Consider the following 24,177-nt stretch of genomic DNA (forward strand, 5'->3'; position numbering starts at 1 on the left):
AAAGCAGACATCCGCTTTGCCGCGAAAGCGGTCCATCGGGTCGGTTTGTACGAAGGTACGCTGGCGGCCAAGGGGCACCTTGGCGAGGCGTCGCATCGGTCGGTGACCCAGCGCGCCTTCAACTGACCGCTGGTTGGAAATTGGAGGGCTTTCGATTGGCGAATCCAGTTGTGCGCACCTCTGTTCAATTGGCGACGGCCGCGGTCGTGGCAATTGCCGCCTTCGCCGCCTACTGCTCCCTTGCCGAGAGGTCGGCCGAGCGCAAGGCGCGGGAGTTCTGCGGGGCGCTTCAAGTCGGCATGGCGGTCGAGCCCTTGGAATTGCAGGCGATCAGAGCGGGCGCATCTCAGAGGCAGACCCAGTGGATCAAGCTGCCACGTGAAGACGCAGTTCTGACCGTGACCTTCACCGGCGCCTTTCCGTTGTCGCGCCATATTTGCAATGTCCATGGTTCGCCGACGTTGGCCAGGTCGGAGTACGTCTACCTCGACTGACTAGGCAGGCGGCCCTCTCCGCCTCAAGGCAACCGATGCTGAATGGCCGTTCAACGGCAACGACTGCGCCACCGTTGCCGTCAGCTGTGGATCGTTGGCCCGCGCAGGCACCCATCTGATCCGGTTCGCTTTCTACGAATCTGAACCTGTTTTTTCATCCCGCCGAGGGCACACTGGCAGGCAGTTGCTGTGCTCGTTCGTCTCAGGAAAGACAGCGTCAAGTCAAGGTCTGGAACATCGAAATCATGGAATGGGTCCCCGCCGTCTTCATTGTGTTCAAGGTGAGCGTGCTGGGAATCGGCATGTTCCTCGCCGTCAAGTGGCACTACGACAAAGCTAAAAGAGAGAAGGGACCTGGTTCACAGCACGCAATGCTTTGGGCCGCCGCAAAGGTGGGAGTTGTCTTCGTGCTGTTGCTCGTCGCCCTGCTGTTCCTGACCTTCGGCCTGGGCTCGATGCTCGGCATCGACTTGACTCTTCCGTGATCGAGAAGATAGGGCGGTGACTACGTCTCGGCGAAATTCCTAAGCGCAAGTAATATGTGACGCCAAGGGCACACCCGAGCGAAAGACGGGGTCGCAAAGCTTCCGGCCTGTTCCATGAGAAGGCAGCGGGGCCGCAACTGGCTGGGCCAGTTCGAGGGGCATGACGCAAGCTCCTCTGCGACAGCAAGCCCGAAAAAGGGGAGAGGGCTTGTGAGACGTCGAGTGCGAAGGTCCAGCAGGGGCCGACTTTTCGGGTTGCGCATCAGCGTCGCTGCCGGGTTGTTCGTGGCCGTGGCAGCGGCGCATGGTGGGCCCGCTTCTGCTGCGCGCAGTCTTCAGGATGAGGTCAACCATCTGGTGGACCTCGGCTACGAGAACCCGCAGCCCTCACTCGCGTCGCTGAAAGCGCTGAAGGGCAGGTCGCCGCAGACGGCCGATTCGCTTCGAGTCATCGAGGCCGGCATCGGACTGGTGGCGGCCGACGCAGGCCTGTCCAACGAAGCGCGCCAGGCCATCGCCGAACTTGAACGTCTTGTGCCCGCCGCGGGGGCGATTGCCCGTGCCGATGCACTGCTGGTTCGCGCCGATATTGAAGCCAGCGAGGGACAGGCGCAAAAGAGCGTCGCCAGCATCCAGGCGGCGGTCACTGCGTATGCGCCGTTCTGCGACCCGGCGGTGGCGCGCGACGTCAAGAGCTGCAATGCCTTCAACTGGTACTGGGCGAACATGTTCGCCGGCGTGTTCATCTACAGGCACGGCACACAAGGCTCCGCCGCCATCTACTTCGCAGCGGCCCGAGACATTGCCGAAGGCGCGCTGCGGCAGGACCTGGAGGCTCGGGCGTTGGCTTTCATGGCGGTCCTGGCCCAGGACGACGGCAACACCGAACTGAGCGATCGGCTCCTGCACCGTGCCGAGGCACGCGCCGTGCAATCCGGCGAGACATCCGCGCAGGAATTCGTCAAGAGCTTCAAGGGCATGATGCTTCAGACCCGCGGCGACCTGCCGGGTGCGCTGACTGCCTTGCGGGAAGCCCAGGACATGGCGGCACAGTCAGGGCATCGGCGGCGTACCACCGACCTCATCATGAATGTCGTCGAGCTCGAGCGGAAGCTGGGGCACCCCGACCGGGCGCTGGCCGAGATCGATCGGGCTCTTGCGGATTCCGGCAACACGCATCTCGGGCAAACGAAGGGCGCGCTTGACGCGGAGCGGATCGTTGCCCTTTTGCAATTGGGGCGGTTGCCTGAAGCGCAGCAGACCCTGCCTGCGCTGTTGGACGCTCTCGACGCGAAGGTGGGTTTGATTGAGCGAAGCACCTACGTCAACGCGATCGGCGAGGCGCTGCTCGCCGCAGGTCTTTCGGACCGCGCGATGGAATTGTTCGATCGCGAGCGGCCGGCCATCCTGGCGGGAAGCGATCGCCACTTCGAGCAACTCGTGCTCGACCGCAAGGCAGGGCTGCAGGCCGATCAACTGGCCCGGCGGCATACCGAGATCCGCTGGTGGAGCACGGCGGGCGCCGTCTCTGTTCTGCTGCTGGGGGTCGTGGGCGGCATCGTGCTCTGGCAGCGCGCCCGCAACCGCCGCCTGGCTCTCGTCAACGATGCTCTACGGGAGAAGTCCGAGCGCGATCCCTTGACGGGGCTGCTCAACAGGGAGGGGTTGCTCAGCAGTCTGAAGGCAACTGCGAGGTTCGACACGTTCGCCGGCACGCTGCTGCTGGTCGACATCGATCACTTCAAGAAAATCAACGACACGTTGGGCCACGCTGGCGGCGACGCCGTGCTTCAAGAGATCGCCGCCCGCTTGCAGTCTTGCCTGCGAGAAGAGGACTTCGTCGTACGTTGGGGCGGCGAGGAACTCGTCGTCGCGGTCCTGTCGCCCCAGTTTGACGCAGATCTGCTTGTGGACCGCATCATGGCGGGCATCACGGCTGCGCCCGCGGCGTTCCAGCAGCGCAGCATTCACGTGTCTGCATCGATAGGTTACGGCAGCTTCCCTCTTGATGAAGCACAACGGCCCCTGTCGTTCGACGAATCGTTGGCTATCGCAGACGCCGGCATGTATTACGCCAAACGGCATGGCCGCGCGTCTGCGGTGCGTATAAAACAATTGCCGACAGACTTGCTGGTCGATCTTGGCGGGCTACCCGCTGCCGTGGAACGGGAGGCGCTGACCGGCGCCGTCAGCCTGCTCATCAAGCGCGTCGCGGGAAGCGAGTCAGCTCAACCGGTCCAGCATGAGATGTCGTGAGCTTGTGAGGCGCCAGACACGACATGGCCAGACTTCTAAACCGATCACCGTTGCCTGCACGCCGAACGCGTGGAGGAGCTGACCTGGGGCGAGAGCGGCGCCTATGTCAGCCGTATGTCGTCGCAAGGCGATGCCGACCGCAAGCAGGCGCTCGAGTTGCTGGAGCGCATCGGTCGATCGGGCGCGGCCTGGAGCGCCTAGCAACCTCAGCGATTCGGTGCGGCCGCGCTAGCAACAGAAGCGGCGCTTCAGCTCATGCGGCCTGCTCGACGTGCGCATGGCGCGTGTACAGGAAGTCGATGACCTCCTTGCGCGCCGCCACATAGCGGGCGTCCTCGGCCAGCTCGACGCGCACGCGCGGGCGCGGGATGCCGACGTCGAGGATCTCGCCGATGGTGGCGGCCGGGCCGTTGGTCATCATGACGATGCGGTCGCTCAGCAGCACGGCTTCGTCGACGTCGTGGGTGACCATGATGACGGTGCTCTGGGTGCGGGCGACGATCTTCAGCAGCTCGTCCTGCAGCTTCGCGCGCGTCAGCGCGTCCAGCGCGCCGAAGGGCTCGTCCATCAGCAGCACCTTGGGCTCCATGGCCAGGGCGCGGGCGATGCCGACGCGCTGCTTCATGCCGCCCGAGATCTCGTGGGGGCGCTTGTGCAGCGCATGGCTCATGCCCACCAGCTCCAGCGCGGCGCGAGCGCGCACCTTGAGCTTGGCCGAAGCCTCCTTGCCGCCGAAGACCGATTCGACCGCCAGCAGCACGTTGTCCAGGCAGGACAGCCAGGGCAGCAGCGAATGGTTCTGAAAGACGACGGCGCGCTCGGGGCCGGGGGCGGCGATTTCGCGGCCATCGCAGATCAGCGCGCCCGACGTCGGCTGCAGCAGGCCGGCGATGAGGTTGAGCAGCGTGGACTTGCCGCAGCCCGAGTGGCCGATCAGCGTGATGAACTCGCCGCGCTGCACGTCGAGGTTGACGTTCTGCAGCGCATGGAAGCGACCCTTGCGCGTTGCGAAGACCATCTCGGCATCTTGAACCTGGATGAAAGGCTTCATGGCATCAGTCCTCGTTGAAGGTGAAGTGCTTGGCGAGGGACATCAGCATCCATTCGAGCAGCAGCCCGACGATGCCGATGACGAAGATGGCGATGAGGATGTGGGCGACATTGAGGTTGTTCCACTCGTCCCAGACCCAGAAGCCGATGCCGACGCCGCCGGTCAGCATCTCGGCCGCAACGATGACCAGCCAGGCCGTGCCCACCGACAGGCGCACGCCGGTCAGCACATAGGGGAGCACCGCGGGCAGCAGGATGCGGGTGATGACCTTCCACTCGCTGAGCTTGAGCACGCGGGCGACGTTGAGGTAGTCGGTGGGCACACGCTGCACGCCGACGGCGGTGTTGACCACCATGGGCCAGATCGAGCAGATGAAGATGGTCCAGATGGCGGCCGGGTTGGCGCTCTTGAAGGCCAACAGGCCGATGGGCAGCCAGGCCAGCGGCGACACGGGCTTGAGCAGTGCGATCAGCGGCGACACCATGCGGTTGGCGAACTCGAAGCGGCCGATGATGAAGCCCAGCGGAATGCCGACGACGGCGGCCAGGCCGAAGCCCATGCCGACGCGGCCCAGCGAGTTCAGGATGTTCCAGCCGATGCCCTGGTCGTTGGGGCCGTTGCGGTAGAAGGGATCGGCGAACAGCTTGACCGCGGCGTCGAAGGTGGCGGCCGGCGTCGGGAAGCTGCCGCCCTTCATCGTGGCCAGGGCCCACAGGCCGATCAGCAGGGCGATGCTGAGCACCGGCGGCAGCACGCGCAGGGCCAGGCCGCGCCAGTCGATGGGGTCGCGCTTCGGTCTGGCTTTGACCTCGGGCACGGCCGTGGCCGGGCGACTCACCGCGACGGGAGCAGCGGTGGGAGCGACGTTGTCGTTCGGCGAATGGAAGACGGCGGAGACCATGGTGCTTAAACCTTTACCTTGAAGCTGTCGGCGTACTTGGCGGGGTCCTTGCCGTCCCAGACGACGCCGTCCAGCAGCTTGGAGCTGCGCAGCGCGTCCTTGGGCACGCTGATCTTCAGCGCGCCGGCGGCCTCGGCGTAGAGCTTGGTCTGGTTGATGGCCTTGGCCGTGCCGAGGTAGTCGGGGTGGTCCTTCAGCAGGCCCCAGCGCTTGTGCTGGGTCAGGAACCACATGCCGTCGCTGAGGTAGGGGAAGTTGACCGCGCCGTCGTCGAAGAACTTCATGTGGCGCGGGTCGTCCCAGGTCTTGCCCAGGCCGTTCTGGTAGCGGCCGAGGATGCGCTGGTTGATGGCGTCGACGCCGGTGTTGACATAGGCCTTGTCGGCAATCGTCTCGGCCATCTTGTTCTTGTTGGACAGGCCGGCGTCGATCCAGCGGCTGGCCTCCAGCACGGCCATGATGACGGCGCGCGCGGTGTTGGGGTATTTCTTGACGAAGTCGCCGGTGGTGCCCAGCACCTTCTCGGGATGCTCGGGCCAGATGTCCTGGGTCGTCGTGGCCGTGATGCCGATGCCGTCAATGATGGCGCGGTGGCCCCAGGGCTCGCCGACGCAGAAACCGTCCATGTTGCCGACGCGCATATTGGCCACCATCTGCGGCGGCGGCACGGTGATGACCTTGGCGTCCTTCATCGGGTTCACGCCGTGGGCGGCCAGCCAGTAGTACAGCCACATGGCGTGGGTGCCGGTCGGGAAGGTCTGGGCGAAGCTGTAGTCGCGTTTGTCCTTGGCTATGACCTTGGCCAGCGACGCGCCGTCCACCGCGCCGGCATCGGCCAGCTTCTTGGACAGGGTGATGGCCTGGCCATTGCGGTTCAGCGTCATCAGCACGGCCATGTCCTTCTTGGCGCCGGCCACGCCGAGGTGCACGCCGTAGATCAGGCCGTAGAGCACATGGGCCATGTCGAGCTCGCCGTTGACGAGCTTGTCGCGCACACCGGCCCAGGAGGCTTCCTTGGTCGGGATGATCTTGATGCCGTACTTCTTGTCGAAGCCCAGCACCGAGGCCATGACGACGGAGGCGCAGTCGGTCAGCGGGATGAAGCCGATCCGGACTTCTTCCTTCTCGGGCTTGTCGGAGCCCTGGGCCCATGCCCCACCCGCCAGCGCCGTGAAGGGCAGGGCGGCGGCCGCAGCAAGCACGCTGCGGCGTTGCGGGTGGGGCGTGGTGTTCGAGTTGTCGCTGACGGTCATCACGGGCTCCTGGGTCGTGCAGGGCGCAACGGCATCGCAGCCACGCTCCGCCCGCGCTGCTCGCTCAGCAGCGGACACGCAATAGGAGAGGTCGGACGCCGTTGTCCCGAAGTGCCGGCCGATTCATCAGCCGGCCGGCCCGAGAGGCCTGCGCCATTGCAGGCCTCGACTGGGTTAACGCAGGTTGCGTGCCAGCTTCGGCGATGTCCCACCAGAGCCGGTTTGCACGCGCATGGCGCATGGCCGGCGCCACCGGCGGGCGGTTTGCGCCGGGTCGGTGCATGCAGGGGTTGCGCTTGTTGGTGCGCGGCGCCCCAAGCCGGAGTTAGGGGCATGGACGGTGCATGGTCTCCACTAGAGTGGCGCTCGCTTTTCGCCCCATGCCGCCGATGAATCTGTCCGATCTCCCACCGCCCAACGTGACACCTTCCCGCCCACACTGGCAGCGCGCGATGGTGGGCGCTGCGATTCTCATGACGCTGGGTGCGCTGATCTCCAGGCTGACGAGCTGCGCGCCGGGCTTCGAAGAGGCCGCGGCTGCCAAGGAGCGGGCGACCGCCCAACTGCACACGCTGTCGCTGGCCACCAGCATCGCCCGGCAACCGCCCGTGTCGGTGGCGCAGGTCGACGAGCTGCTGACAACGACGCGCGTCGTACGGGACCGGCTGCGGGACGAGGAGGCGCGGGCCTGGGTGATGCGCGACGTCATCGAACTGAGCGCGGCCCGGCAGGCCTGGCAGCTGGCGGAGCAGAGAGACAGCTTGGCGAACGCGGCGCAGGGAAGGGATGCCGCAGGCAACGGTTTGGCGGCGCACTGGCGCTGGGAGGCCGCGGAATACCGCCGGCGTGCCGCCGCCACGCTGTGGCGCTTCCGCCAGCTGGCGCCGATGCCATGGCCCCAGCTGCAGCAAGCGCCTCAGGCCGTGGCGGCGCCAGCGTCGTCAGCGTCCGCCGCAGCGCCGGCGGCGTCCATGCCGGTGGTCACGCGGCCGACGCCCCGCTGAAGCGGCGCCACCCGCGGGTTGACTACGGGTGGCGCGGGCGCAGCAGCTGGTCTGCATCAATCAGGCGCATGGCCACGGCAGCCATGGTCTGGCCGCCGTCCATGGCGAGCTGGCGCAGGCGCTGGAAGGCGGCCTCTTCATCCAGCCCCTGCTCGCGCATCAGGATGCCGCGGGCGCGCTCCACGAGCTTGCGTTCGGCCAGCTGGGTCTGGGTCTGGCGCAGGTCGCGCTGCAGGGATTGGTCGTGCTCGAAGCGGGCCAGGGCCAGCTGCAGCAGGGCGCCCAGGCGCTGGGGCGGCAGGCCGGCCAGCTGCAGGGTGCTGATGCCGGCGCTCAGCGTGGCACGCATCTGCTCGGGTGCCATCTGCTCGGCGAACAACAGCACAGGGCGGGGCTGGCGGTGCAGGGACTCGCCCAGCTGGGCCAGCAGATCGGGCGTCGGGTGATCGCAGTCGATCAGCAGCAGCTCGGGTGCCAGGCGCTCCAGCGCGGCGGGCAGGGCGTCGGGTTGGGCGATCAGATCAATGACGTCGACGAGCTGGCAGCGCAGCCGGATCAGCTCCAGGCGGATGACGGGGCTGCGGCGCTGGCCGGCGTCGGCCAACAGCACGCGCAGCCCGGGAAGGGCAAACAGGGGCGTGTTCATGCCCCAAGCCAGTGCAATTCCCGTGCCGTCAGGTTTTCAGCGGCAGGCGCAGCTCGACGACGCTGCGCTGTCCCGGCGCCGTTTCAACGGGGTAGACGGCACTCGGCGGCAGCTGCGGATGGGGCTGGCGCTGCTCGACGCGAAGGCGCTGCATGGCCTGGTACCAGGCCAACTCCAGGGCCTCGGGCGGGCCGTCGAAGCGCAGCACATAGGCGCTGTGAGCCGCGGGCTCATACAGCGTGAGCCCGTCCGGCGCGGCGGCCGCTTCGGGCAGTTCGAGGCCGATGCGGCATTCGACGGTGCGCAGCTTGAGATGGGTCTTCAGATAGTGGACGCTGGCCGGGCCGTCGGCGGGCAGGCCGGCGGCGGCCAGCTGGGCACGCAGCTCGGCGATGCGGGGCGGCAGCTCGGCGGCCAGCTTGTCCAGCGCGCCGCGGTGGGCCAGCTGGGCGAAGCGGCGCGCGGGCTGGTCCTGGGCGCCGGCGTAGTCCAGCGTGTAGGCGGGCGGCTTGCCTTCCAGCAGCGCGGCCAGGCGGTCCAGGCCGAAGCGCAGGTCCAGGGCCGTCGCGCCCTGCACCGTGGCCGCGAAGGCGCGCAGGGTGAAGGCGACGCGGCCCTTGAAGCGCCAGGTGACGCGGGTGCCGCCGGGCGCGGGCTCGAAGCGCCAGTCCGAGCGGCCGCCAAAGGCGAAGGGCAGGTCAAACTTGAGCCGCTGGCGCAGCGCGCGCGACGGCGTCTGGCCGGTCTGGCGCACTTCGCCGCGGCCGACCTGGGGCACATCCCAGGCCAGGACGATGCCGTCGACTTCGGCCTGGGCGCCGGGTGCGTGCTCCAGCCAGGGGTTCCAGGCCTGCCATTGCGCGAGGTCGGCCACGCGCTGGTAGGCCACCTCGGGCGCGACCTGGATGAGCCGGCTCTCTTCAGCGCGCACCCTGCCGCTGTAGCGACCCATATAGACCAGCAGGGCGACGATCAGAAAGGCGAGGACGAAGAAGAGGGTGCTCATCGATGGAAGGACGGGATCCAAGAAAAAAGCCCGGCCGGGGCCGGGCTCTCGGGAAGACGGGCGTTACAGCATGCCCATCGCCTTCGGCACCACCAGTGTCAGCCATGGCCAGTAGGTCACGATGACGAGGAACACGATCATCGTGATCAGCCAGGGCATGACGGCCTTGGTCAGCTCGGTGATGCCCAGCTTGGAGATGCCGGACGCCACGTAGAGGTTCAGGCCCACCGGCGGGTGGCAGAGGCCGACCTCCATGTTGACGTCGATCAGGATGCCGAAGTGCACCGGGTTCACGCCCAGCTGCATGGCGGCCGGGAAGAAGATCGGCGCCATGATCAGGATGATGGACGAGGGGTCCATGAAGTTGCCAGCTCCCAGCAGCACCAGGTTGACGACGAACAGGAAGCCGTTCTGGCCCAGGTTCATCGACAGCAGCCAGTCGGCCAGCTGGTGAGGCAGGTTCTCATTGGTCAGCACGAAGGAGAACAGCACTGCGTTCGTGATGATGTAGAGCAGCATCGCGGACATGTTGGCCGAGTCCTTCAGCACCTTGGGCACGTCCGACAGCTTCAGGTCCTTGTAGACGAAGATGGCCACGAAGAAGGAGTACACCGCCGCCATGGCCGCCGCTTCGGTCGCCGTGAAGGCGCCCGAGTAGATGCCGCCGACGATGATGACGACGAGCAGCAGGCCCCAGAAGCTCTTGCGGAAGGCCGCGAAGCGCCCGCCCCAGCCGACACGCGCCAGGCGCGGGTAGTTGTTCTTGCGGGCGATGTACCAGGTCACTGCGGCCAGCATCAGCGCCAGCGTGATGCCGGGCAGCAGGCCGGCGACGAACAGCGCACCGATGGAGGTGTTGGTCGAGATGGCGTAGATGACCTTCGGAATCGACGGCAGCATCAGGATGCCGAGCGAGCCGGCGGTGATGATGACGCCGGCGCCGAAGCGCATCGGGTAGCCGTGGGCCACCATGGCGGGCAGCACGATGGAGCCGATGGCCACCACCGTCGCAACCGACGAACCGCAGACCAGGGCGAACATCGAGCAGGCCAGGATGGACGCCAGCGCGAGCCCACCGTGGAAGTGGCCCACCATGCTTGTCGCGAAGTTGATCATCCGCCGCGCGACACCGCCGTGGGTCAGGAAGTTGCCGGCCAGGATGAAGAAGGGCACGGCCATGATTTCCCACTTCTCGATGCCCGTGAACAGCTTGAGGGCGACCGATTCGATGGGGACCTGGGTCATCGTGACGATGAAGGTCATCACGGTGAGGCCCAGCGAGATGCTGATCGGCATGCCGGTCAGCATCAGCGCCAGCAGCAGGCTGAAGATGATGAGTGCGTTCATTTGCGAGCCTCCACTTCCAGCGGGGTCTGTTCATCCACGCCTTCGACGTGGGACTCGTCATGCTTGGGCAGTTCGCCGGTCTTCCAGAAGTTCCAGCAGACCTGCAGGAAGCGATAGCACATCAGCGACGAACCGAGCGGGATGGCGGAATAGACGATCCAGGTCGGCCACTCCAGGTCGGGCGTCGTCGGGCCTTCGTACACATCGGGGTTGGTCTGGCCGATGAGCTGCAGGAAGGCGTAGTGCGCGCCGTTGTCCCACACGAAGGTGCCGCCCATCACGGCGATGGCGCCGGTGAAGAAGGCGCCGGCCAGCAGGCCGAAGATGACGAAGCGGCCGCGGTTGGCGGGCGACATGCGGTTGATGACGACGTCCACGCCGACGTGGATGCCGGTGCGCACGCCATAGGCGGCGCCGAACTTGCACATCCACACGAACAGGATGATGCAGAGCTCCTGGGCCCAGCTCATGTGGATCTTGAGGGCGATGTCCTGCACATAGGGCACGGTCGCCAGGTAGCGGTGGACGACGGCGACGAAGATCACCAGCGTCGCCGCGGCCATCAGGAAGGAGATCAGCCACTCCTCCAGATGGTTCAGCGCTTTGTTCAACATTGTTCTTCTCCAACCCGCTCTCGGCGACTACCGAGTGCATTACCAAGCGAAGCCGCGGATCTGGCTCTGCCAGTCCGCTGGCTTGCCCCGGGGGCCGGCGTCAGCCGGTACGGGGGGTCTTATTTCGGGGCGACGAAGCCGGCGGCCTTGTAGGCGGCGTCGATGGTGGCCTTGCCGACGCGCGATTCCATTTCCTTGTGGACGGGCATCAGCGCCTTCTTCCACTCGTTGATCTCGGTCGGCGTGGGCGTGTAGATGGTCACGCGGCCGCTGGCCTTGATGCCTTCCAGCGCGCGGCCGTTCTCGGTGCTGGCGATGGCGTTGGCGTAGGTGGTGGATTCCTTGATGGCTGCTTCCAGCTGGGTGCGGATGTCGGCGGGCAGGCCGTCCCAGAACTTCTTGTTGACGATGACCGCATAGGCCAGGTGGCCGTGGTTGGACATGGTCATGTGCTTCTGCACTTCGAAGATCTTCTGCGTGTAGAAGTTGCTCGGCACGCCTTCGGTGCCGTCGACCACGCCGGTCTGCAGCGCCTGATACAGCTCGCTGAAGGCCATCACCTGCGGGATGGCGCCGAGGGCGCGCATCTGGGCGTCCAGCACCTTGCTGGACTGGATGCGCATCTTCATGCCCTTGAAGTCCGCCACGTTGTGCAGCGGCTTGTTGGCGCTCATGATGTGGAAGCCGTTGTCCCAGTAGGCCAGGCCCTTGATGCCCTTGGGCTCGAGCTTCTTGAACAGGTCGGCGCCGAGCTGTCCGTCGGTGACGGCACGGAAGGAGTCGGTGTCCTTGAACAGGAAGGGCAGGTCGAAGACTTCGAACTCCTTGACGCCCAGCGGACCAAACTTGGCCAGCGACGGGGCCAGCATCTGCACGGAGCCCAGCTGCAGGGCTTCCATCTCTTCCTTGTCCTTGTAGAGCTGGCTGTTGGGGTACAGCTCGACCTTGACCTTGCCGCCGGTCTTCTGCTCGGCCAGTTCCTTGAAGCGCTGGGCGCCCTTGCCCTTGGGCGTGTCGGGCGCGACGACGTGGCTGAACTTGATGACGATGGGGGCCTGGGCGAAAGATGCGAAGGGCAGGGCCAGGGCGGCAGCGAGCACGAGACGACGCAGGGTCATGGTTTGTCTCCAAGTTGGTATGGGCGGGATTCTTCCGAGGGCCTCCCCGCAGGGGTAGTTGTGGAGTTCCACATATCGCGCCGCGGTTTGCCTCCCTAGACTGCGTTCCATGAAGTTGCGCGAGCTCCTGATCCGCAGCCTGTGGCTGGCGCCCCTCGGGTTATCCCTGGTTTTTGTGCTGGGGGTGCTGGCCTGGGTGCGTGCCAACGAGGCCGAGGAGCAGGAGCAGCAGCGCCAGACCCTGATCTCCGACGCCCTCAGCACCGAGGCCCAGTTGCGCGACCGCATCGACGACGAGCAGACCCATGTGCGCCAGCTCGCCGCCGGCCTGGCCGGCCAGAAGCCGAGCGACGCCGCCTTGGCCGCCCACCCTGAGGTCAACGCCGGCCTGCGTCGCCTGTGGCTGTCGGTCACCTGGCTGGATTCGCGCAGCAACCGCGTGCTGGCCGAGGTGCCCGACGAGTCCGAAGCCAACCGCTACGAGGACGGCCTGTCCCTGCACCTGACCGCCCGCGTGGCACCCGATGGCGTGCTGGTGGTGCGTTATGCGCCGGCGCTGCTGCTCAAGCGTGGCGTGCCCTGGTGGCTGGCACGCAAATACGACGTGCAGCTGGTCGACAGCGCCGATCAGGTCATTGCGTCCAGCACCGAGTCGCCGCTGCGCGCCGCACTGGGCGAGAGGCCCAGCTATCGCGTTGCCCTGACCGGCCCGCTGCGCGCCAGCCCGCTCACGCAGGCCACGCTGACCGACGCGGCCCTGGAGCTGACGCTGCGCGAACCGGCGACCAATGCCATCCGCCCGCTGGCCTGGGTGCTGGTGGCCGGCTTCCTGCCGCTGATCGCGGTGGCCAGCTGGCTGCTGCGCCGCCAGATGCGCCAGGTGCAGCGCGCCGAGGTGGCCGGCCGCACCGAGGCCGCCTGGCGCCGTGCCATGGAGGACTCGGCCCTCGTCGCCCTGCGCGCCCGCGACTTCGACGGCCGGCTGCTGTATGTGAACCGCACCTTCTGCGACATGGTGGGCCTGCCCGCCGATCAGCTGGTCGGCCTGCTGCCGCCCATGCCCTACTGGCCGCCCGATGCGCTGGCCGAGGTGGCCGAGCGCAACCGCCGCAACCTCGCCGGCCATGCGCCGCGCGAGGGCTATGAGGCGCATTGGCGGCACAGCTCGGGCCGCATGGTCGACGTGATGGTGTTCGAGTCGCCGCTGGTGGATGCCGGCGGCCGCCAGATCGGCTGGATGGGCAGCATCATCGACATCACCGAGCGCCGGCGTCTCGAGGACCGCGAGCGCCGCCAGGTCGAGACCCTGGCCCACAACGCCCGGCTGACCATGTTGGGCGAGGTCGCGTCCACGCTGGCCCATGAGTTGAACCAGCCGCTGACGGCCATCGCCAGCTATGGCGCCGGCATCACCAATTCCCTGGCCAAGCTCGGCGTGGAAGACGAGCTCGTGCTCGGCGCGCTGCAACGCCTGGGCCAGCAGGCCGCACATGCCGGCCGCATCGTGGCGCGCATCCGCGAGTTCCTGACCCGGCGCGAGCCCCGCCACGAACCCTGCGATCTGCACGAGGTCATCACGGCCGCCATCGAGCTGCTCAAGCGCGACTGCCAGCGCCGCGGCGTCACGCTGGACGTGACACTCGGCCCCGGCGTGCCGGCCGTGCTGGCCGATGCCGTCCTCATCGAACAGGTCGTCATCAACCTGGTGCGCAATGCCGCCGATGCCTTGCAGGCGCGCGAGAGCGGCCGGCGCATCGTCGTCAGCAGCCGCGTGGCAGGCGATTTCGTGCGCGTCGACGTGCAAGACAACGGACCCGGCCTGGCGGGCCGCCGTGTCGAGCAGTTGTGCGCGGCCTTCTATTCCACCAAGGCCGAAGGCATGGGCATGGGCCTGGCCATCTGCCGCTCCATCATCGAAGCCCACCAGGGCGTGCTCGATGCAAGCGAGTCGCCCGGCGGCGGCGCGCTGTTTTCCTTCAGCCTGCCTTTGAGTACGGAGACCATCCATGGCTGAAGGCACCATCCATCTCGTCGACGACGACCCGGGCGTGCGCGATGCGCTCAGCTTCCTGCTGCGCTCGCGCGGCCTGCATGTGCGCGCCTTCGACGGCGGTCCGGCCCTGCTGGAGATGCTGGATCGCGAGGGCCCTCCCAAGGGGGTCTTTCTGCTCGACGTGCGCATGGAGCCCATGACGGGCACGCGGCTGCACGACGAGCTGCTGGCGCGGCAGTTGAAGAACCCCGTGCTCTTCCTGACCGGTCATGGCGACATCCCCATGGTGGTCGAGGCCTTGAAGAAGGGCGCCTTCGACTTCCTCGAGAAGCCCTACAGCGACAACGCGCTGGCCGACAGGCTCGAGCAGGCCCTGGCCGTGGACGCGGCCATGCAGGCCGAAGGCGCCCAGGCGGCCGAGCGCAGTGCGCGCATGGCCAGCCTGACCGAGCGTGAAAGCGAGGTCATGACGCGGGTGGCCGCCGGCAAGCTCAACAAGGTCATCGCCGACGAGCTGAACGTGTCGGTGCGGACCGTGGAGGTGCACCGGGCGCGGGTGTTTGCCAAGCTGGGCGTGCGCTCGGCGGCCGAGGTCGCGACGCTGCTGGCGGGTCGTTAGGGCCGGACTGCCGTGGCAGGATGCCGCCACGGAGGACTACAAGATGGCAAAGGAACTGGCCTGCCCCGGCCATGGCGACAAGGTCGGCCTGAAGATCGACTATCTGTCCAGGCTCCTGGGGCAGTCGCTGGCGGCCCAAGGCTTCAAGCGCAAGGGGCGCAACCTGCTGCGTGAGGCCGGTGACGGTGTCGACAGGCATTGGCAGATCATCAATTTCCAATCCGGGGAATGGAACTCGGGCGCCAGCGGTGAGTTCTATGTGAACCTGGCATTGCAGTTCCCGGCCATCCAGCGCGTCGAGGCCGCTCGCCCCGGCAAGGCATGGATGCAGGAGCTGCTGGACAAGGTCGGCGAGGAGCATGGCCAGCTGCGCGAGCGCCTGCAGAACCTGGTGCCCGTAGGCCATCGCCTGGCCGGATCGGAGATCAAGATCGCGCCCGACGAGGACCTGCCCGCACTGGCGGCTGCCCTGGTCGAGGCGACGGCGCAGTGGGCCCTGCCGTGGTTTGCCGCCCATGCTTCGGTCGCGGCGGTGCGGGACTTCGACGGGTCGATCATCACGGCGGACGCCGATGTGCGTATTGCGGCGGCTCTCGCGTTGAACGACAGCGCCAGCGCCGAGCGGCTGCTGCGCAAGCACCAGGGCCGCTGGGAGTCGGTGCAGGCCAGCTACATCCAGAGTCTGCGCGACTGGCTCGAACCGGCCGGTGTGAACTGCTCCTGCCTGCCGGCGCCGGGCCAGCAGCCCAAGAAAGACAGCTGGGCGCTGCGCCGCGAGGCCGAAGCGGCCGCCGAGGACGCAGGCCACGAGGCCCAGGCCGCCGAATTGACGGCTCAACTCGACACGCACGGGTTGGAACCGGCCCTGCTGGCCGCGGCCTGGCTCGCCGAGTGGCGCGCGCGCCGGCGCCAGGACCCCAAGCCCCTGGTTGATTTGCCCAGCGGTGCTCGCGTGGCGGCACTGGATGCAGCCGGGCGCGAGGCGGTGCTGTTGGCCCTGCTGCAAAGCCTGGTCGCCATCGAGGCCCAGGCCAAGCGCGACAGCCTTCATCCCAAGCCCGAGGAGTTCGCAACCGACGAGGCGGTGGCCGTGCTGCTGCAGGCCGTGCTGCCCACGCTGGAGGCGCCACGGCAGCCGGCTACCCTGTTCGATGCCTTGCGGGCGCTGCAGGCCCGCCTGCGGCAAGACCTGGTGACCGCGCAGTATCCCTGGGGCTTCGCCAGGCTCGCAACGTGGCTGGCCAGGCAGCCTCAGGACGCCGCCCTGCGCATCGGCATGGAGTCCTGGCTGCAAGGCCTGCGCGTGCTGATGCCGGCACGCCATGAAGCGACGGAACAATCCCTGGCCGCTTATTACAGCCGGCCGCTGGACCCCGCCGCTTTCAACTACGCGTCGCAACTGGAGCAGCGGGCCTCGTATGAGGCGCAGCTCGCTGCACAGGACAGGCCGGCCACGCTGGCTCGCCTCGCCGCCTACCCCGAGCAATCGCTGGCCCCCGACGACAAGGCCGCGGTGCGCGCTTGGCGCCGCTGGCTGCGCCGCGATCCCTCGACGGGGCTGTTGCCTGTGCACTGTGAAGGCGATGACTGGGGCGGCCCGACCATCGCTGCCTGGCAAACGCTGGATGCTGCGCTGCGCCAGGCTCTCGAACCGGTGCTTCAGGCCTGGCTGGAGACTGGCGTGGAAGCCAAGCCGCGCGCGCTCAAGGCACTTGGCGCCCAGGTGGCGGCCTTGCCGGCAGAACACCGCGGCCCGTGGCAGGCCTGGGTTCTGGACCGTCTGCGCTGGTTTGAACACAGCAGCGGCGCCACCGAATGGGCCACCACCCGCATGCGGCCCGGCGTGGGCGTGGTGCTGGGCGAGGACAGCGAGAACCTGCTGCTCGGTCTGATGTTGTGGAGCTGGGCCGACCGCGGCCTGCCCGATGCGGCGCTGGTGCCGGTCTGGCGGACCCTCACCGAAGCCGCCTGGCTGCGCCTGCCCAACCATGGCGCCCGTGCTCCCACCGTGGGCCGGCTGGGCCTGCGGCTGCTGGCCGGCCTGGGCGGTGCGGCACGGGAGTTCGTGCAGAGCTGTGCAGACGCCAAGGGCGAAAAGCAGCTTGCGAAGGTGGCCGCCCAAGCCCTGGCCGAGCCCTTGCCACGGCCCTGAGGTGGCGACCTAGGGTATTTGCGAAGCCGGGAGCAAGGGCGTCTGCACCGGCGGCAACCACCCGCTTGCGGGGCCCCGAAACAGATGGTTTCATCGACACTCCCCTGAAAACAAGGCCGACGAGCCACGGAGGGTTGAATGGCCATTGAATTCGCGCTGCAAAAGCCCTGTGCGGCCCGCCGGCATACGCCGGAGGTGAAGCTGCGATCCATGGTCAGGCACGCGGACAGTGCCGAGGTCGCCATCGCCCAGTTCCGCGAGAAATTCCCTCACGCCGACGAAGACACGCTGACCAGCAAGTGCACGGTCCAGATTGCCGTCAAGCGTCCGGATGGAACCATCATCCAGACCCAGGTGACGGTCGGCCGGCTGCAGGACATGATCGAGCCCCTCAGCGAGCTGGATGGCGAATGCAAGGGCTGCGCGGCCAATCTGTCGGGGCGCTCCTTCGGCTGCATCGGCAAGGTGAACACCCCCATCCGCAAGGAAGCGGAGGACTGGCTGCTGGCTCGCCTGCCCGATGACGCCAAGGACGACCAGCTGGTCCAGCTCCTCAACCACCTCGCCGACCTCGACATCGATGGCGCGCCGGTCGAGTTGCAGCGCGCGGGCTCGCGCATGTTTGAACGCAAGGAAGCCGCCGTCCGGAAATGGGGCGGCTGGTTCGGCGCCAAGACCCAGATCACGTCCAGCCAGTTGCTGCAGATGCTGACTTCCAGCGAAGCCATTGCGCCCGAGCAGGCCCAGCTCTACACCCGCCTGTTGGGGCTGTCCAAGCTGGGGGCGGAGCCGGAGTCGGCTGCCGCCGCGGCGGGTCAGATCAAGACGTTTCTGCGTGCCATCAATCTGGCCGGCAGGCTGGATGCCAGGCTGGCGGTAGACGTCTGAGCGCCGTTGGCGCGCCACAACGCCTATCGCGGCCCGCGCTTGCTCCGCCGCGCCGACGCCCCCATCATTCGCGCCCTTGCTGAAGGCGCCCACGACAGCGCCCGCAAATCGGAGATCCCTGCTATGTCCTCCCTGTTCATTTCGACCATCGACTGAACACGGTTCCCGAGCCCCGGCTGAACCGTGTCTGTTCCCAGATACGGCCTCAGACCGCGCGGCGTGCAAAGCCCCAGGTCCATCGAGCCGGGGCTTTTGCTTTTCGGAAACCGAATGAGTGCACAACTCCGTTCCCGCGCCCTCCAGGAGGGGCGGGTCAAGGCCCTGCGCCGCATGAAACAGCCGATGACGCTGGTGCTTGAAACGCACCCCGTCGCTCGCGCACTCAGCGCACGAGGCTCGCGTGGCGCAGGACAACACATCCAAAGCCGCGGCGCCCAGCGCCGTGCCGACCGCGTGGCGCTGCAGGCGCTGCTGCGACGAAAGGACTGGGATGAGTGAATCCCCACAAGACCTGCGCGAGCAGCTGGCGCAGAGGAACCAGCAGCTGCAAACCATCGCCGCCCAGCTCAAGACCGAGCTGTTCGGCATCGACGCCATCATCGACCGTGTCATCGACTCGGTGCGTGCCTGGTATGTGCTGCCCGGCCTCGTCTCGCGGCCCGTCATCGTCTGCCTGTGGGGCCTGACCGGCACCGGCAAGACCCAGCTGGTGCGCCGCCTCGCGCAACTGCTGGGCTTCTACGACCGCTTCGTCGAAGTGCAGATGGACGGCTTCTCCAACGGCGCCGGCTGGATGGGCTCGAGCATCTCGGGGATGCTGGCGCAGTCGGGCGTGCGCGAGGGCGAACCCGGCATCCTCGTGCTGGACGAGTTCCAGCGCTTTCGCACCATCAACGAGAAGCGTGGTGAACTGAAGGTCGAGCGCTACCAGGACGTCTGGGCCCTGCTGTCCGACGGACGCCTGCCGCCGGCGCTCTCGCTGCTGGGCGACATCGAGTCGTCCATCGCCGAGGCCGCCTTCGATGCCGAGCGTGCCGATGCCGACGAGGCCAAGCGCCGCTTCAAACTGCGCGCGTGGGAGGCGCAGGAGCTGCAGCGCAACCTCAAGCTCGACGCGCCGCTGCTGGAAATCATGGCCTGGACGCCCGAGCAGGTGCAGCTGCGCCTGCGCGCCTTCCGTGACAGCGGCCAGCAGCAGTGGGACACCGACTACAGCCGCCTGCTGGTCTTCGTCTGCGGCAACCTCGACGAGATGTACGAGGACCTCGCCACCAGCGTGGACGACTGCGACAGCGATGCCGACACCTTCCACAAGCTGACCGGCAAACTGAGCGTCATCGACGTCAAGCAGGCGCTGAACAAGCGCTTCAAGCCCGAGCAGGTGGCGCGCCTGGGCAATGAGCATGTGATCTACCCCTCGCTGTCGCGCCGCGCCTACGAGCAGCTCATCGAGCAGGGCTGCATCCGCTATGCCGGCGAGACCGAGGTGCGCTGCGGCCTGCATTTCGAGCTGGATGCCAGCGTGCGCGAGCAGATCTACGCCAATGCCGTCTTCCCGGCTCAGGGCACGCGGCCGCTGTTCTCTTCGCTGCACGCCATCCTCGGCGCCGGCCTGGCCAAGGCCGCGCTGTGGGCGCTGGAGCGTGGTGCCACGGCCGGCGACAGCGTGGGCCTCACGGCCGATGGCCGCAGCCTCGTCGCGCACTGGCGGGGCCAGTCGCAGCCCATCGCCGCGCCCTTCGAGATCAGCCGCCTGCGCCAGCGCAGCAACCCCGACTTCCGCGCCCTGCTGGCCGTGCACGAGGCAGGACACGGCCTGGTGCATGCGCTGCTGTTCGGCCGTGCGCCGACCGAGATCAAGATCCACGTCGCCAGCTTCGAGGGCGGCTACAACGCCTACACCTCGCGCAAGGTCTGGTCGCGCCAGAACCTGCTCGATTCCATCTGCACCAGCCTGGCCGGCCGTGCGGCCGAGCTGCTGGTCTTCGGGCCGGCAATGAGTTCCAGTGGTGCCGAAAGCGATCTGCGCAAGGCCACCGAGACGGCGGCCCGCATGTGGCGCCATCTCGGCCAAGGCGAGCGCATCGCCCGCAGCGACGTTTCCAGAGACAGCGAGGACAACATCTGCACGGATGTCGAAGCCAGCAATGCACCCATCGAGGCCCTGCTGCGGGCCGAACATGCCCGCGCCACGCGACTGCTGCAGACCCATCGCCGCGCCTTGCTGGCGCTGGTGGACGAGCTGATGGCCCATGGCCAGGTCACGCCGGCGCGCTTCGCACCCGTGACGGGGCTGGCGGTGGGCCGGCCCGAGGATGCTCTCGACCCCTATGCGCAAAGGCTGGCGGACTTTCGGGCGCAGGGGATGGAGGAAGCCGAGCGGCTGCGGGCATAGTCGTGCCACCCAAGGAGCCGCCGATGACCGAGATCCTCGTTCCGCAAACCCGGGCGCAGCTGGATGCCGTGCGCGCCTTGATGCGGTCCTTCATCGCCTGGCATCGCGAACGGCATGCGCAGGACCTGGACCTCATCGACGCCTACTTCGACAAGGCGGCCTTCGAGGAGGAGCTGGCAACGCTGCCGGGCGTCTACAGGCCGCCCGCCGGCGCTCTGCTGCTCGCGCAGGTCGACGGCGAGCCTGCGGGCTGCGTCGCCTTGCGCGCCCTCGATGGCAACGCCTGCGAGATGAAGCGCATGTTCGTCGACCCGCGCTTTCATGGCGCGGGTGTCGGCAAGGCGCTGGCACAGCGGCTCATCGCCGATGCCCGCGGCGCCGGCTACGGGGCCATGCGCCTGGACACCAGCATCCGCCAGGCCGAGGCCTCGGGCCTGTACCGGCACCTGGGGTTCCAGGTCATCCCGCCCTACTACGAGCTGCCCGATCGCCTGCGTGACTGGCTGGTGTTCATGGAGCTGGGCCTGTGAGGCCGAAGTGCGCCACGAGAAAGTCGATGGCGCTGCGCAGCTTGGCCGTCGGGCGGCGGTCCGGTGCGTAGACGAGATGCATGGGCGTCGTCTTGAACGCCCACTCGGGCAGGACGGGCACCAGCCAGCCGGCCGCCATGGCGGCTGTGAGCGAGTCTTCCGGCTGGAGCACGATACCCACGCCGGCAATCGCGGCCTCGCGCAGCGCGTCGCCCTGATTGGCGGCAAAGCGCCCCGCAACCGGGACCTCGCAGGCTTCGCCGCCGGGCCCGAGCAGATGCCACCGATCATGGTGGCGCCAGTACTTCAGGCCCAGGCAGCTGTGCGCGCCCAGCTCGCGCGGGTGGGCAGGCCTGCCATGCTCTGCCAGATAGGAAGGTGCTGCCGCCAGGATGCGCCGGTACGGCCGCAGCGGTCGTGCGACCAGGGTCTTGTCGCGCACATCGCCGATGACGATCCCCAGCTCAATGCCCTGACGAACCCGGTCCTCCGACCGGTCGTCCAGCGTCAGATCCACCGTCACCCGGGGATGGCTGAGCAGGTAAGCCGCGAGAGCCGCGGTCAGTGCGCGGCTGCCGAAGCCCACCGGCGCCACCAGCCGCAAGGTGCCGCTCGGCGAGTGCTGCAGCTCCAGCGCGCTCGCCTCGGCCTGCGCAACCGACGCCAATGCCAGCCGGCATCGCTCCAGATAGAGCCTGCCGACTTCGGTCAGCTGGTGGCGGCGGGTCGTTCGATGCAGCAGTTGCGCGCCCAGCCGGTCTTCGATGGCCCGCACCTGCTTGGCGACCATGGTGGCCGACACGCCGCTGAGTTCGGCGGCCGCGGCAAAGCTGCCACCGTCGACCACCCGGACGAACATTTCCATGCCGGCCAGCTTGTCCAAGATTCACAACCTCCAGGTTTGGAATGTCGCGCATCCTGGCATATTTATCGCGATGACCACCGGGCCGAGACTGCGTCCATGCCTGGCCGTCGCCGGGCTTCAACCGGAGATCGTGATGCCCATCCTTCGCCTTGAAATGCACCCCGGCCGGACGCCGGAACAGAAGAGCGACTTCGTCCGCGAGGCGACCCGTGTCGCCGTCGAGATCCTCAAGTGCCCGCCGGAAAGCGTGGACATCGTCATCCACGAGGTGCCACGCACGGAATGGGCCAAGGCCGGCAAGCTCATCGCGCAGGCCTGACGCTCACGGCAGACGGGGAAGCGGCGCGAAGCGTTCAGCACGGCCTCGCTCGCGGCGCCGCAGCCGGCTCTCGAGGTCGGCCAGATCGCGGGCCTCGCCAAGCAGGTCCGTGTCGTCATCCCGCGTGAATGCGTGGCGCAGGCGCGCCCTCCATGCGCCCCAGCGTGAGGCCGCCGGCGAAGCGGCTGAGGGCGGAGGCAGGAGGGCGGCGCGGTGCATGGCGGTCTTTCGTCGGGCTTGAAGGCGATGGCCCACGATAGGCATGGCCCACGCCCCTGCAAAGACACAGCCTGCGCACGGATGCGTGGGTCTGTATCAGCGCCGCGGCAGGCACAGCGAATCCAAGGCCCGAGCGAGCCCTCAGGAAGCCTCGGCCGCCATCGGCCGTGAGCCCAGCCGCAGCTTGTCCCGCCCCGGTGGCGCGCCGAACAGGCGGCTGTACTCGCGGCTGAACTGCGAAGGGCTGTCGTAGCCGACGCTGTAGCCGATGGCCGCCACATCGCCGGCGTCGGCCAGGATGCGCGCCCGCGCCTCCTGCAGGCGGATCAGCTTCTGGTACTGCAGCGGGCTCATGGTCGTCGCGCCGCGGAAATGGCGGTGGAAGGAGGACTCGCTCATGGCCACCATGTCGGCCAGCATGGGGATGGAGATGGCTTCGGCGTGATGGGCGCGGATGAAGCGGATGGCCCGGCCGATCTGCGACAGCCGGCTGTCGGCCAGGCCGATCTGCCGCATCATGGCGCCCTGGGGGCCGTGCAGCAGCCGCCACACCAGCTCGCGCTCCACCAGCGGGCCCAGCACGGCGGCGTCGCGCGGCGAGTCCTTCAGCCTCAGCATGCGCACCACGGTGTCGACAAGGTCTTCCGAGGCGTCGCTGACGGCATAGCCCGCCGGCTCGGCCGCCGCCGCCGCAGGCCCCATCTCCAGCAGCAGCGAGGAGATGGTCGACGCGCGCAGCGTCATGCCGGCACCCAGATAGGGCTTCTCGGGGCTGGCCTCGATGACGCAGCCGGCGATGGGCAACTCCACGCCGACGACGAGGAACTGGCCCTGGCCGTACTCGAACACCTCGTCGCCCAGCATGGCGCGCTTGGCACCCTGGGCGACGATGACGAAGGTCGGCTCCATCACGTGGTGGACCATCTCGGTGGGCGCCTCCACCAGGCCCGCGAAAACATCGCCCGCCTGGCGCTTGTCCACGGGCGCGGCGTGGCGCTGGATGAGCTGGCGCAATTCTTCCAATGAACCCATGCCGGCACCGTAACCGCTGCGCCCGGCCGGCTCAAGAGGCGCTTGCACGATCCGGTCCGATTTGAGCGAATCGTGCAAGAGCTTGGTGGTTTTGGGCTATCGGCCCCAGGGCGGTGCGCGCTCCCGATTGGAGTCCGCCGCACGATGGGCGAATCGTGCAATCACATGACCGGATTTGACTGCTCGAAATCGCCGTCAGCCGATTCAATGCGGACCTTCGCGCAAGGAGGTCAGACATGACGATGCAAGGCCACACCATCCTCGTCGCCGGCGGCACCCGCGGTATCGGTCGCGGCCTGGCCGAGCTGCTGTGCCGGCTGGGCAACGAGGTCCTCGTTTTCGACGCCGAGCCGGGCGCCGCCCAGGCCGTTGCGCATGCCAACGCGGGCATGCGGGCAGTGGACCTGGACCTGGCCGACCCCTGGAGCGTTGCCGGCTTCTCCGAGCAGGTGGCGGCGACCTGCCCGGGCCTCAACATGCTCGTCAACATCTCCATCGCCTTCCCGGTGAAATACCTGCCGGGCCTGCAGGCCCTGCTGGACGAGGACGACAGCCACGAGAAGCTGGAGGCCCATAGGCTGGGCATGCAGCACCTGACCGGCGCGCTGCTGCCGCATTTCCGCAAGCGGCCCCACAGCGCGGTCCTCAACGTGTCGGCTGGGCCGGCCTTCAGCGCACGCCGGGCGGACAGCGTCGCTCTTGACGGCGGCTGGCCTGCCAGCGTGATGTCGGTCAAGAAGCGCTGGGCCAGCGCCTCCATCGACGTGATCGATGTTGCTGTGCGGTCACGCGCCGAGCGCATGAGCCCGGACCATGCACCGCGGGCTCATGGCGTGAATCGAGCCGACTTCATCTCCGGCGTGGCCCACCTGCTCGCCGAAGGCCTGCACGAAGCGGCGGCCCTGTCGAAGCTGCAGGCAATGTGGCCGGCGACCCGGCCGGCGCCGCGCAAGACCCAGGACGACGACCTGGTCTCGGAAGCCTATTGAT

Annotated in this window: 24 protein-coding genes and 1 riboswitch; of the genes, 14 read left to right on the forward strand and 10 right to left on the reverse strand. The window is 67.7% G+C overall.

Annotated elements, in window-relative coordinates; all coding sequences use genetic code 11:
- Positions 1–170 precede the first annotated feature (170 nt).
- The 4 genes from ACS5PN_RS18985 to ACS5PN_RS19000 all read left to right on the forward strand — a co-directional run bounded on the left by ACS5PN_RS18985 (position 171) and on the right by ACS5PN_RS19000 (position 3,436).
- Positions 171–494 carry a hypothetical protein gene (locus tag ACS5PN_RS18985; RefSeq protein ID WP_439465577.1) on the forward strand — a complete coding sequence of 108 codons (324 nt, stop codon included), beginning with the start codon at positions 171–173 and terminating at the stop codon, positions 492–494.
- Positions 495–739: 245 nt separating this feature from the next.
- Complete coding sequence (locus tag ACS5PN_RS18990; protein ID WP_439465578.1) at positions 740–979, forward strand: hypothetical protein; 240 nt, start codon at positions 740–742, stop codon at positions 977–979.
- A 57-nt stretch (positions 980–1,036) separates the two neighbouring features.
- A riboswitch (cyclic di-GMP riboswitch) is annotated at positions 1,037–1,118 on the forward strand.
- Between the two features lie 116 nt (positions 1,119–1,234).
- Complete coding sequence (locus tag ACS5PN_RS18995) at positions 1,235–3,235, forward strand: GGDEF domain-containing protein (RefSeq protein WP_439465579.1); 2,001 nt, start codon at positions 1,235–1,237, stop codon at positions 3,233–3,235.
- A 69-nt stretch (positions 3,236–3,304) separates the two neighbouring features.
- A complete protein-coding gene (locus ACS5PN_RS19000) occupies positions 3,305–3,436 on the forward strand; it encodes a hypothetical protein (protein ID WP_439465580.1) in 132 nt (43 codons plus the stop codon).
- 52 nt (positions 3,437–3,488) lie between these two features.
- Here ACS5PN_RS19000 and ACS5PN_RS19005 read toward each other — a convergent pair whose 3' ends face one another.
- From ACS5PN_RS19005 to ACS5PN_RS19015, 3 genes are read right to left on the reverse strand one after another with little or no spacing between them, the layout of a single operon-like run.
- A complete protein-coding gene (locus ACS5PN_RS19005) occupies positions 3,489–4,286 on the reverse strand; it encodes an ABC transporter ATP-binding protein (protein WP_439465581.1) in 798 nt (265 codons plus the stop codon).
- Positions 4,287–4,290: 4 nt separating this feature from the next.
- On the reverse strand, positions 4,291–5,187 hold the full coding sequence (gene ntrB, locus ACS5PN_RS19010; protein WP_439465582.1) for a nitrate ABC transporter permease: 897 nt from the start codon (positions 5,185–5,187) through the stop codon (positions 4,291–4,293).
- A gap of 5 nt (positions 5,188–5,192) precedes the next feature.
- The gene (locus tag ACS5PN_RS19015; RefSeq protein ID WP_439465583.1) at positions 5,193–6,440 is read right to left on the reverse strand and encodes a CmpA/NrtA family ABC transporter substrate-binding protein; all 1,248 of its coding nucleotides are present in this window, start codon (positions 6,438–6,440) and stop codon (positions 5,193–5,195) included.
- A 389-nt stretch (positions 6,441–6,829) separates the two neighbouring features.
- Here ACS5PN_RS19015 and ACS5PN_RS19020 point away from each other — a divergent pair, with 389 nt between their 5' ends.
- Complete coding sequence (locus ACS5PN_RS19020) at positions 6,830–7,444, forward strand: hypothetical protein (protein ID WP_439465584.1); 615 nt, start codon at positions 6,830–6,832, stop codon at positions 7,442–7,444.
- Positions 7,445–7,466: 22 nt separating this feature from the next.
- Here the strand turns inward: ACS5PN_RS19020 and ACS5PN_RS19025 are convergent, their stop codons facing one another.
- From ACS5PN_RS19025 to ACS5PN_RS19045, 5 genes are all read right to left on the reverse strand, one after another.
- The gene (locus ACS5PN_RS19025; protein ID WP_439465585.1) at positions 7,467–8,090 is read right to left on the reverse strand and encodes an ANTAR domain-containing response regulator; all 624 of its coding nucleotides are present in this window, start codon (positions 8,088–8,090) and stop codon (positions 7,467–7,469) included.
- Between the two features lie 28 nt (positions 8,091–8,118).
- Positions 8,119–9,096, reverse strand: a complete 978-nt coding sequence (locus tag ACS5PN_RS19030) for an SRPBCC family protein (RefSeq protein ID WP_439465586.1) — start codon at positions 9,094–9,096, stop codon at positions 8,119–8,121.
- A gap of 63 nt (positions 9,097–9,159) precedes the next feature.
- Positions 9,160–10,443, reverse strand: coding sequence for a TRAP transporter large permease (locus tag ACS5PN_RS19035; RefSeq protein WP_439465587.1), 1,284 nt, complete (start codon positions 10,441–10,443; stop codon positions 9,160–9,162).
- Positions 10,440–11,057, reverse strand: a complete 618-nt coding sequence (locus tag ACS5PN_RS19040) for a TRAP transporter small permease (protein WP_439465588.1) — start codon at positions 11,055–11,057, stop codon at positions 10,440–10,442. Before ACS5PN_RS19040 ends, ACS5PN_RS19035 begins: the two co-directional genes overlap by 4 nt.
- A gap of 119 nt (positions 11,058–11,176) precedes the next feature.
- A complete protein-coding gene (locus tag ACS5PN_RS19045) occupies positions 11,177–12,175 on the reverse strand; it encodes a TRAP transporter substrate-binding protein (protein ID WP_439465589.1) in 999 nt (332 codons plus the stop codon).
- A gap of 109 nt (positions 12,176–12,284) precedes the next feature.
- Between ACS5PN_RS19045 and ACS5PN_RS19050 the strand changes: the two genes are divergently transcribed.
- The 7 genes from ACS5PN_RS19050 (at position 12,285) to ACS5PN_RS19080 (ending at position 20,752) form a co-directional block, all read left to right on the forward strand.
- Complete coding sequence (locus ACS5PN_RS19050; RefSeq protein ID WP_439465590.1) at positions 12,285–14,189, forward strand: sensor histidine kinase; 1,905 nt, start codon at positions 12,285–12,287, stop codon at positions 14,187–14,189.
- Positions 14,182–14,787, forward strand: a complete 606-nt coding sequence (locus ACS5PN_RS19055; protein WP_439465591.1) for a response regulator transcription factor — start codon at positions 14,182–14,184, stop codon at positions 14,785–14,787. The genes ACS5PN_RS19050 and ACS5PN_RS19055 overlap by 8 nt, the downstream gene beginning before the upstream one ends.
- A gap of 43 nt (positions 14,788–14,830) precedes the next feature.
- A complete protein-coding gene (locus ACS5PN_RS19060) occupies positions 14,831–16,939 on the forward strand; it encodes a DUF4304 domain-containing protein (RefSeq protein ID WP_439465592.1) in 2,109 nt (702 codons plus the stop codon).
- A 138-nt stretch (positions 16,940–17,077) separates the two neighbouring features.
- Complete coding sequence (locus tag ACS5PN_RS19065; RefSeq protein WP_439465593.1) at positions 17,078–17,827, forward strand: hypothetical protein; 750 nt, start codon at positions 17,078–17,080, stop codon at positions 17,825–17,827.
- Positions 17,828–18,097: 270 nt separating this feature from the next.
- Positions 18,098–18,325, forward strand: a complete 228-nt coding sequence (locus tag ACS5PN_RS19070; protein ID WP_439465594.1) for a hypothetical protein — start codon at positions 18,098–18,100, stop codon at positions 18,323–18,325.
- Complete coding sequence (locus tag ACS5PN_RS19075) at positions 18,318–20,222, forward strand: AAA family ATPase (RefSeq protein ID WP_439465595.1); 1,905 nt, start codon at positions 18,318–18,320, stop codon at positions 20,220–20,222. The genes ACS5PN_RS19070 and ACS5PN_RS19075 overlap by 8 nt, the downstream gene beginning before the upstream one ends.
- A 23-nt stretch (positions 20,223–20,245) precedes the next feature.
- Positions 20,246–20,752, forward strand: coding sequence for a GNAT family N-acetyltransferase (locus ACS5PN_RS19080; RefSeq protein WP_439465596.1), 507 nt, complete (start codon positions 20,246–20,248; stop codon positions 20,750–20,752).
- On the opposite strand, the gene ACS5PN_RS19085 is transcribed toward ACS5PN_RS19080, so the two are convergent.
- Entirely contained in the window at positions 20,733–21,635 is a 903-nt protein-coding gene (locus tag ACS5PN_RS19085) for a LysR family transcriptional regulator (RefSeq protein ID WP_439465597.1), read from the reverse strand. The genes ACS5PN_RS19080 and ACS5PN_RS19085 overlap by 20 nt on opposite strands.
- A 115-nt stretch (positions 21,636–21,750) precedes the next feature.
- Between ACS5PN_RS19085 and ACS5PN_RS19090 the strand changes: the two genes are divergently transcribed.
- A complete protein-coding gene (locus tag ACS5PN_RS19090) occupies positions 21,751–21,936 on the forward strand; it encodes a 4-oxalocrotonate tautomerase (protein ID WP_439465598.1) in 186 nt (61 codons plus the stop codon).
- A gap of 360 nt (positions 21,937–22,296) precedes the next feature.
- On the opposite strand, the gene ACS5PN_RS19095 is transcribed toward ACS5PN_RS19090, so the two are convergent.
- The gene (locus ACS5PN_RS19095; RefSeq protein ID WP_439465599.1) at positions 22,297–23,235 is read right to left on the reverse strand and encodes an AraC family transcriptional regulator N-terminal domain-containing protein; all 939 of its coding nucleotides are present in this window, start codon (positions 23,233–23,235) and stop codon (positions 22,297–22,299) included.
- Between the two features lie 188 nt (positions 23,236–23,423).
- Between ACS5PN_RS19095 and ACS5PN_RS19100 the strand changes: the two genes are divergently transcribed.
- A complete protein-coding gene (locus ACS5PN_RS19100) occupies positions 23,424–24,176 on the forward strand; it encodes an SDR family NAD(P)-dependent oxidoreductase (RefSeq protein WP_439465600.1) in 753 nt (250 codons plus the stop codon).
- The last annotated feature ends 1 nt before the right edge of the window (position 24,177 follow it).

Origin of the sequence: Roseateles sp. NT4 (assembly GCF_051857475.1) — a bacterium.
GTDB lineage: Bacteria > Pseudomonadota > Gammaproteobacteria > Burkholderiales > Burkholderiaceae_C > Pelomonas.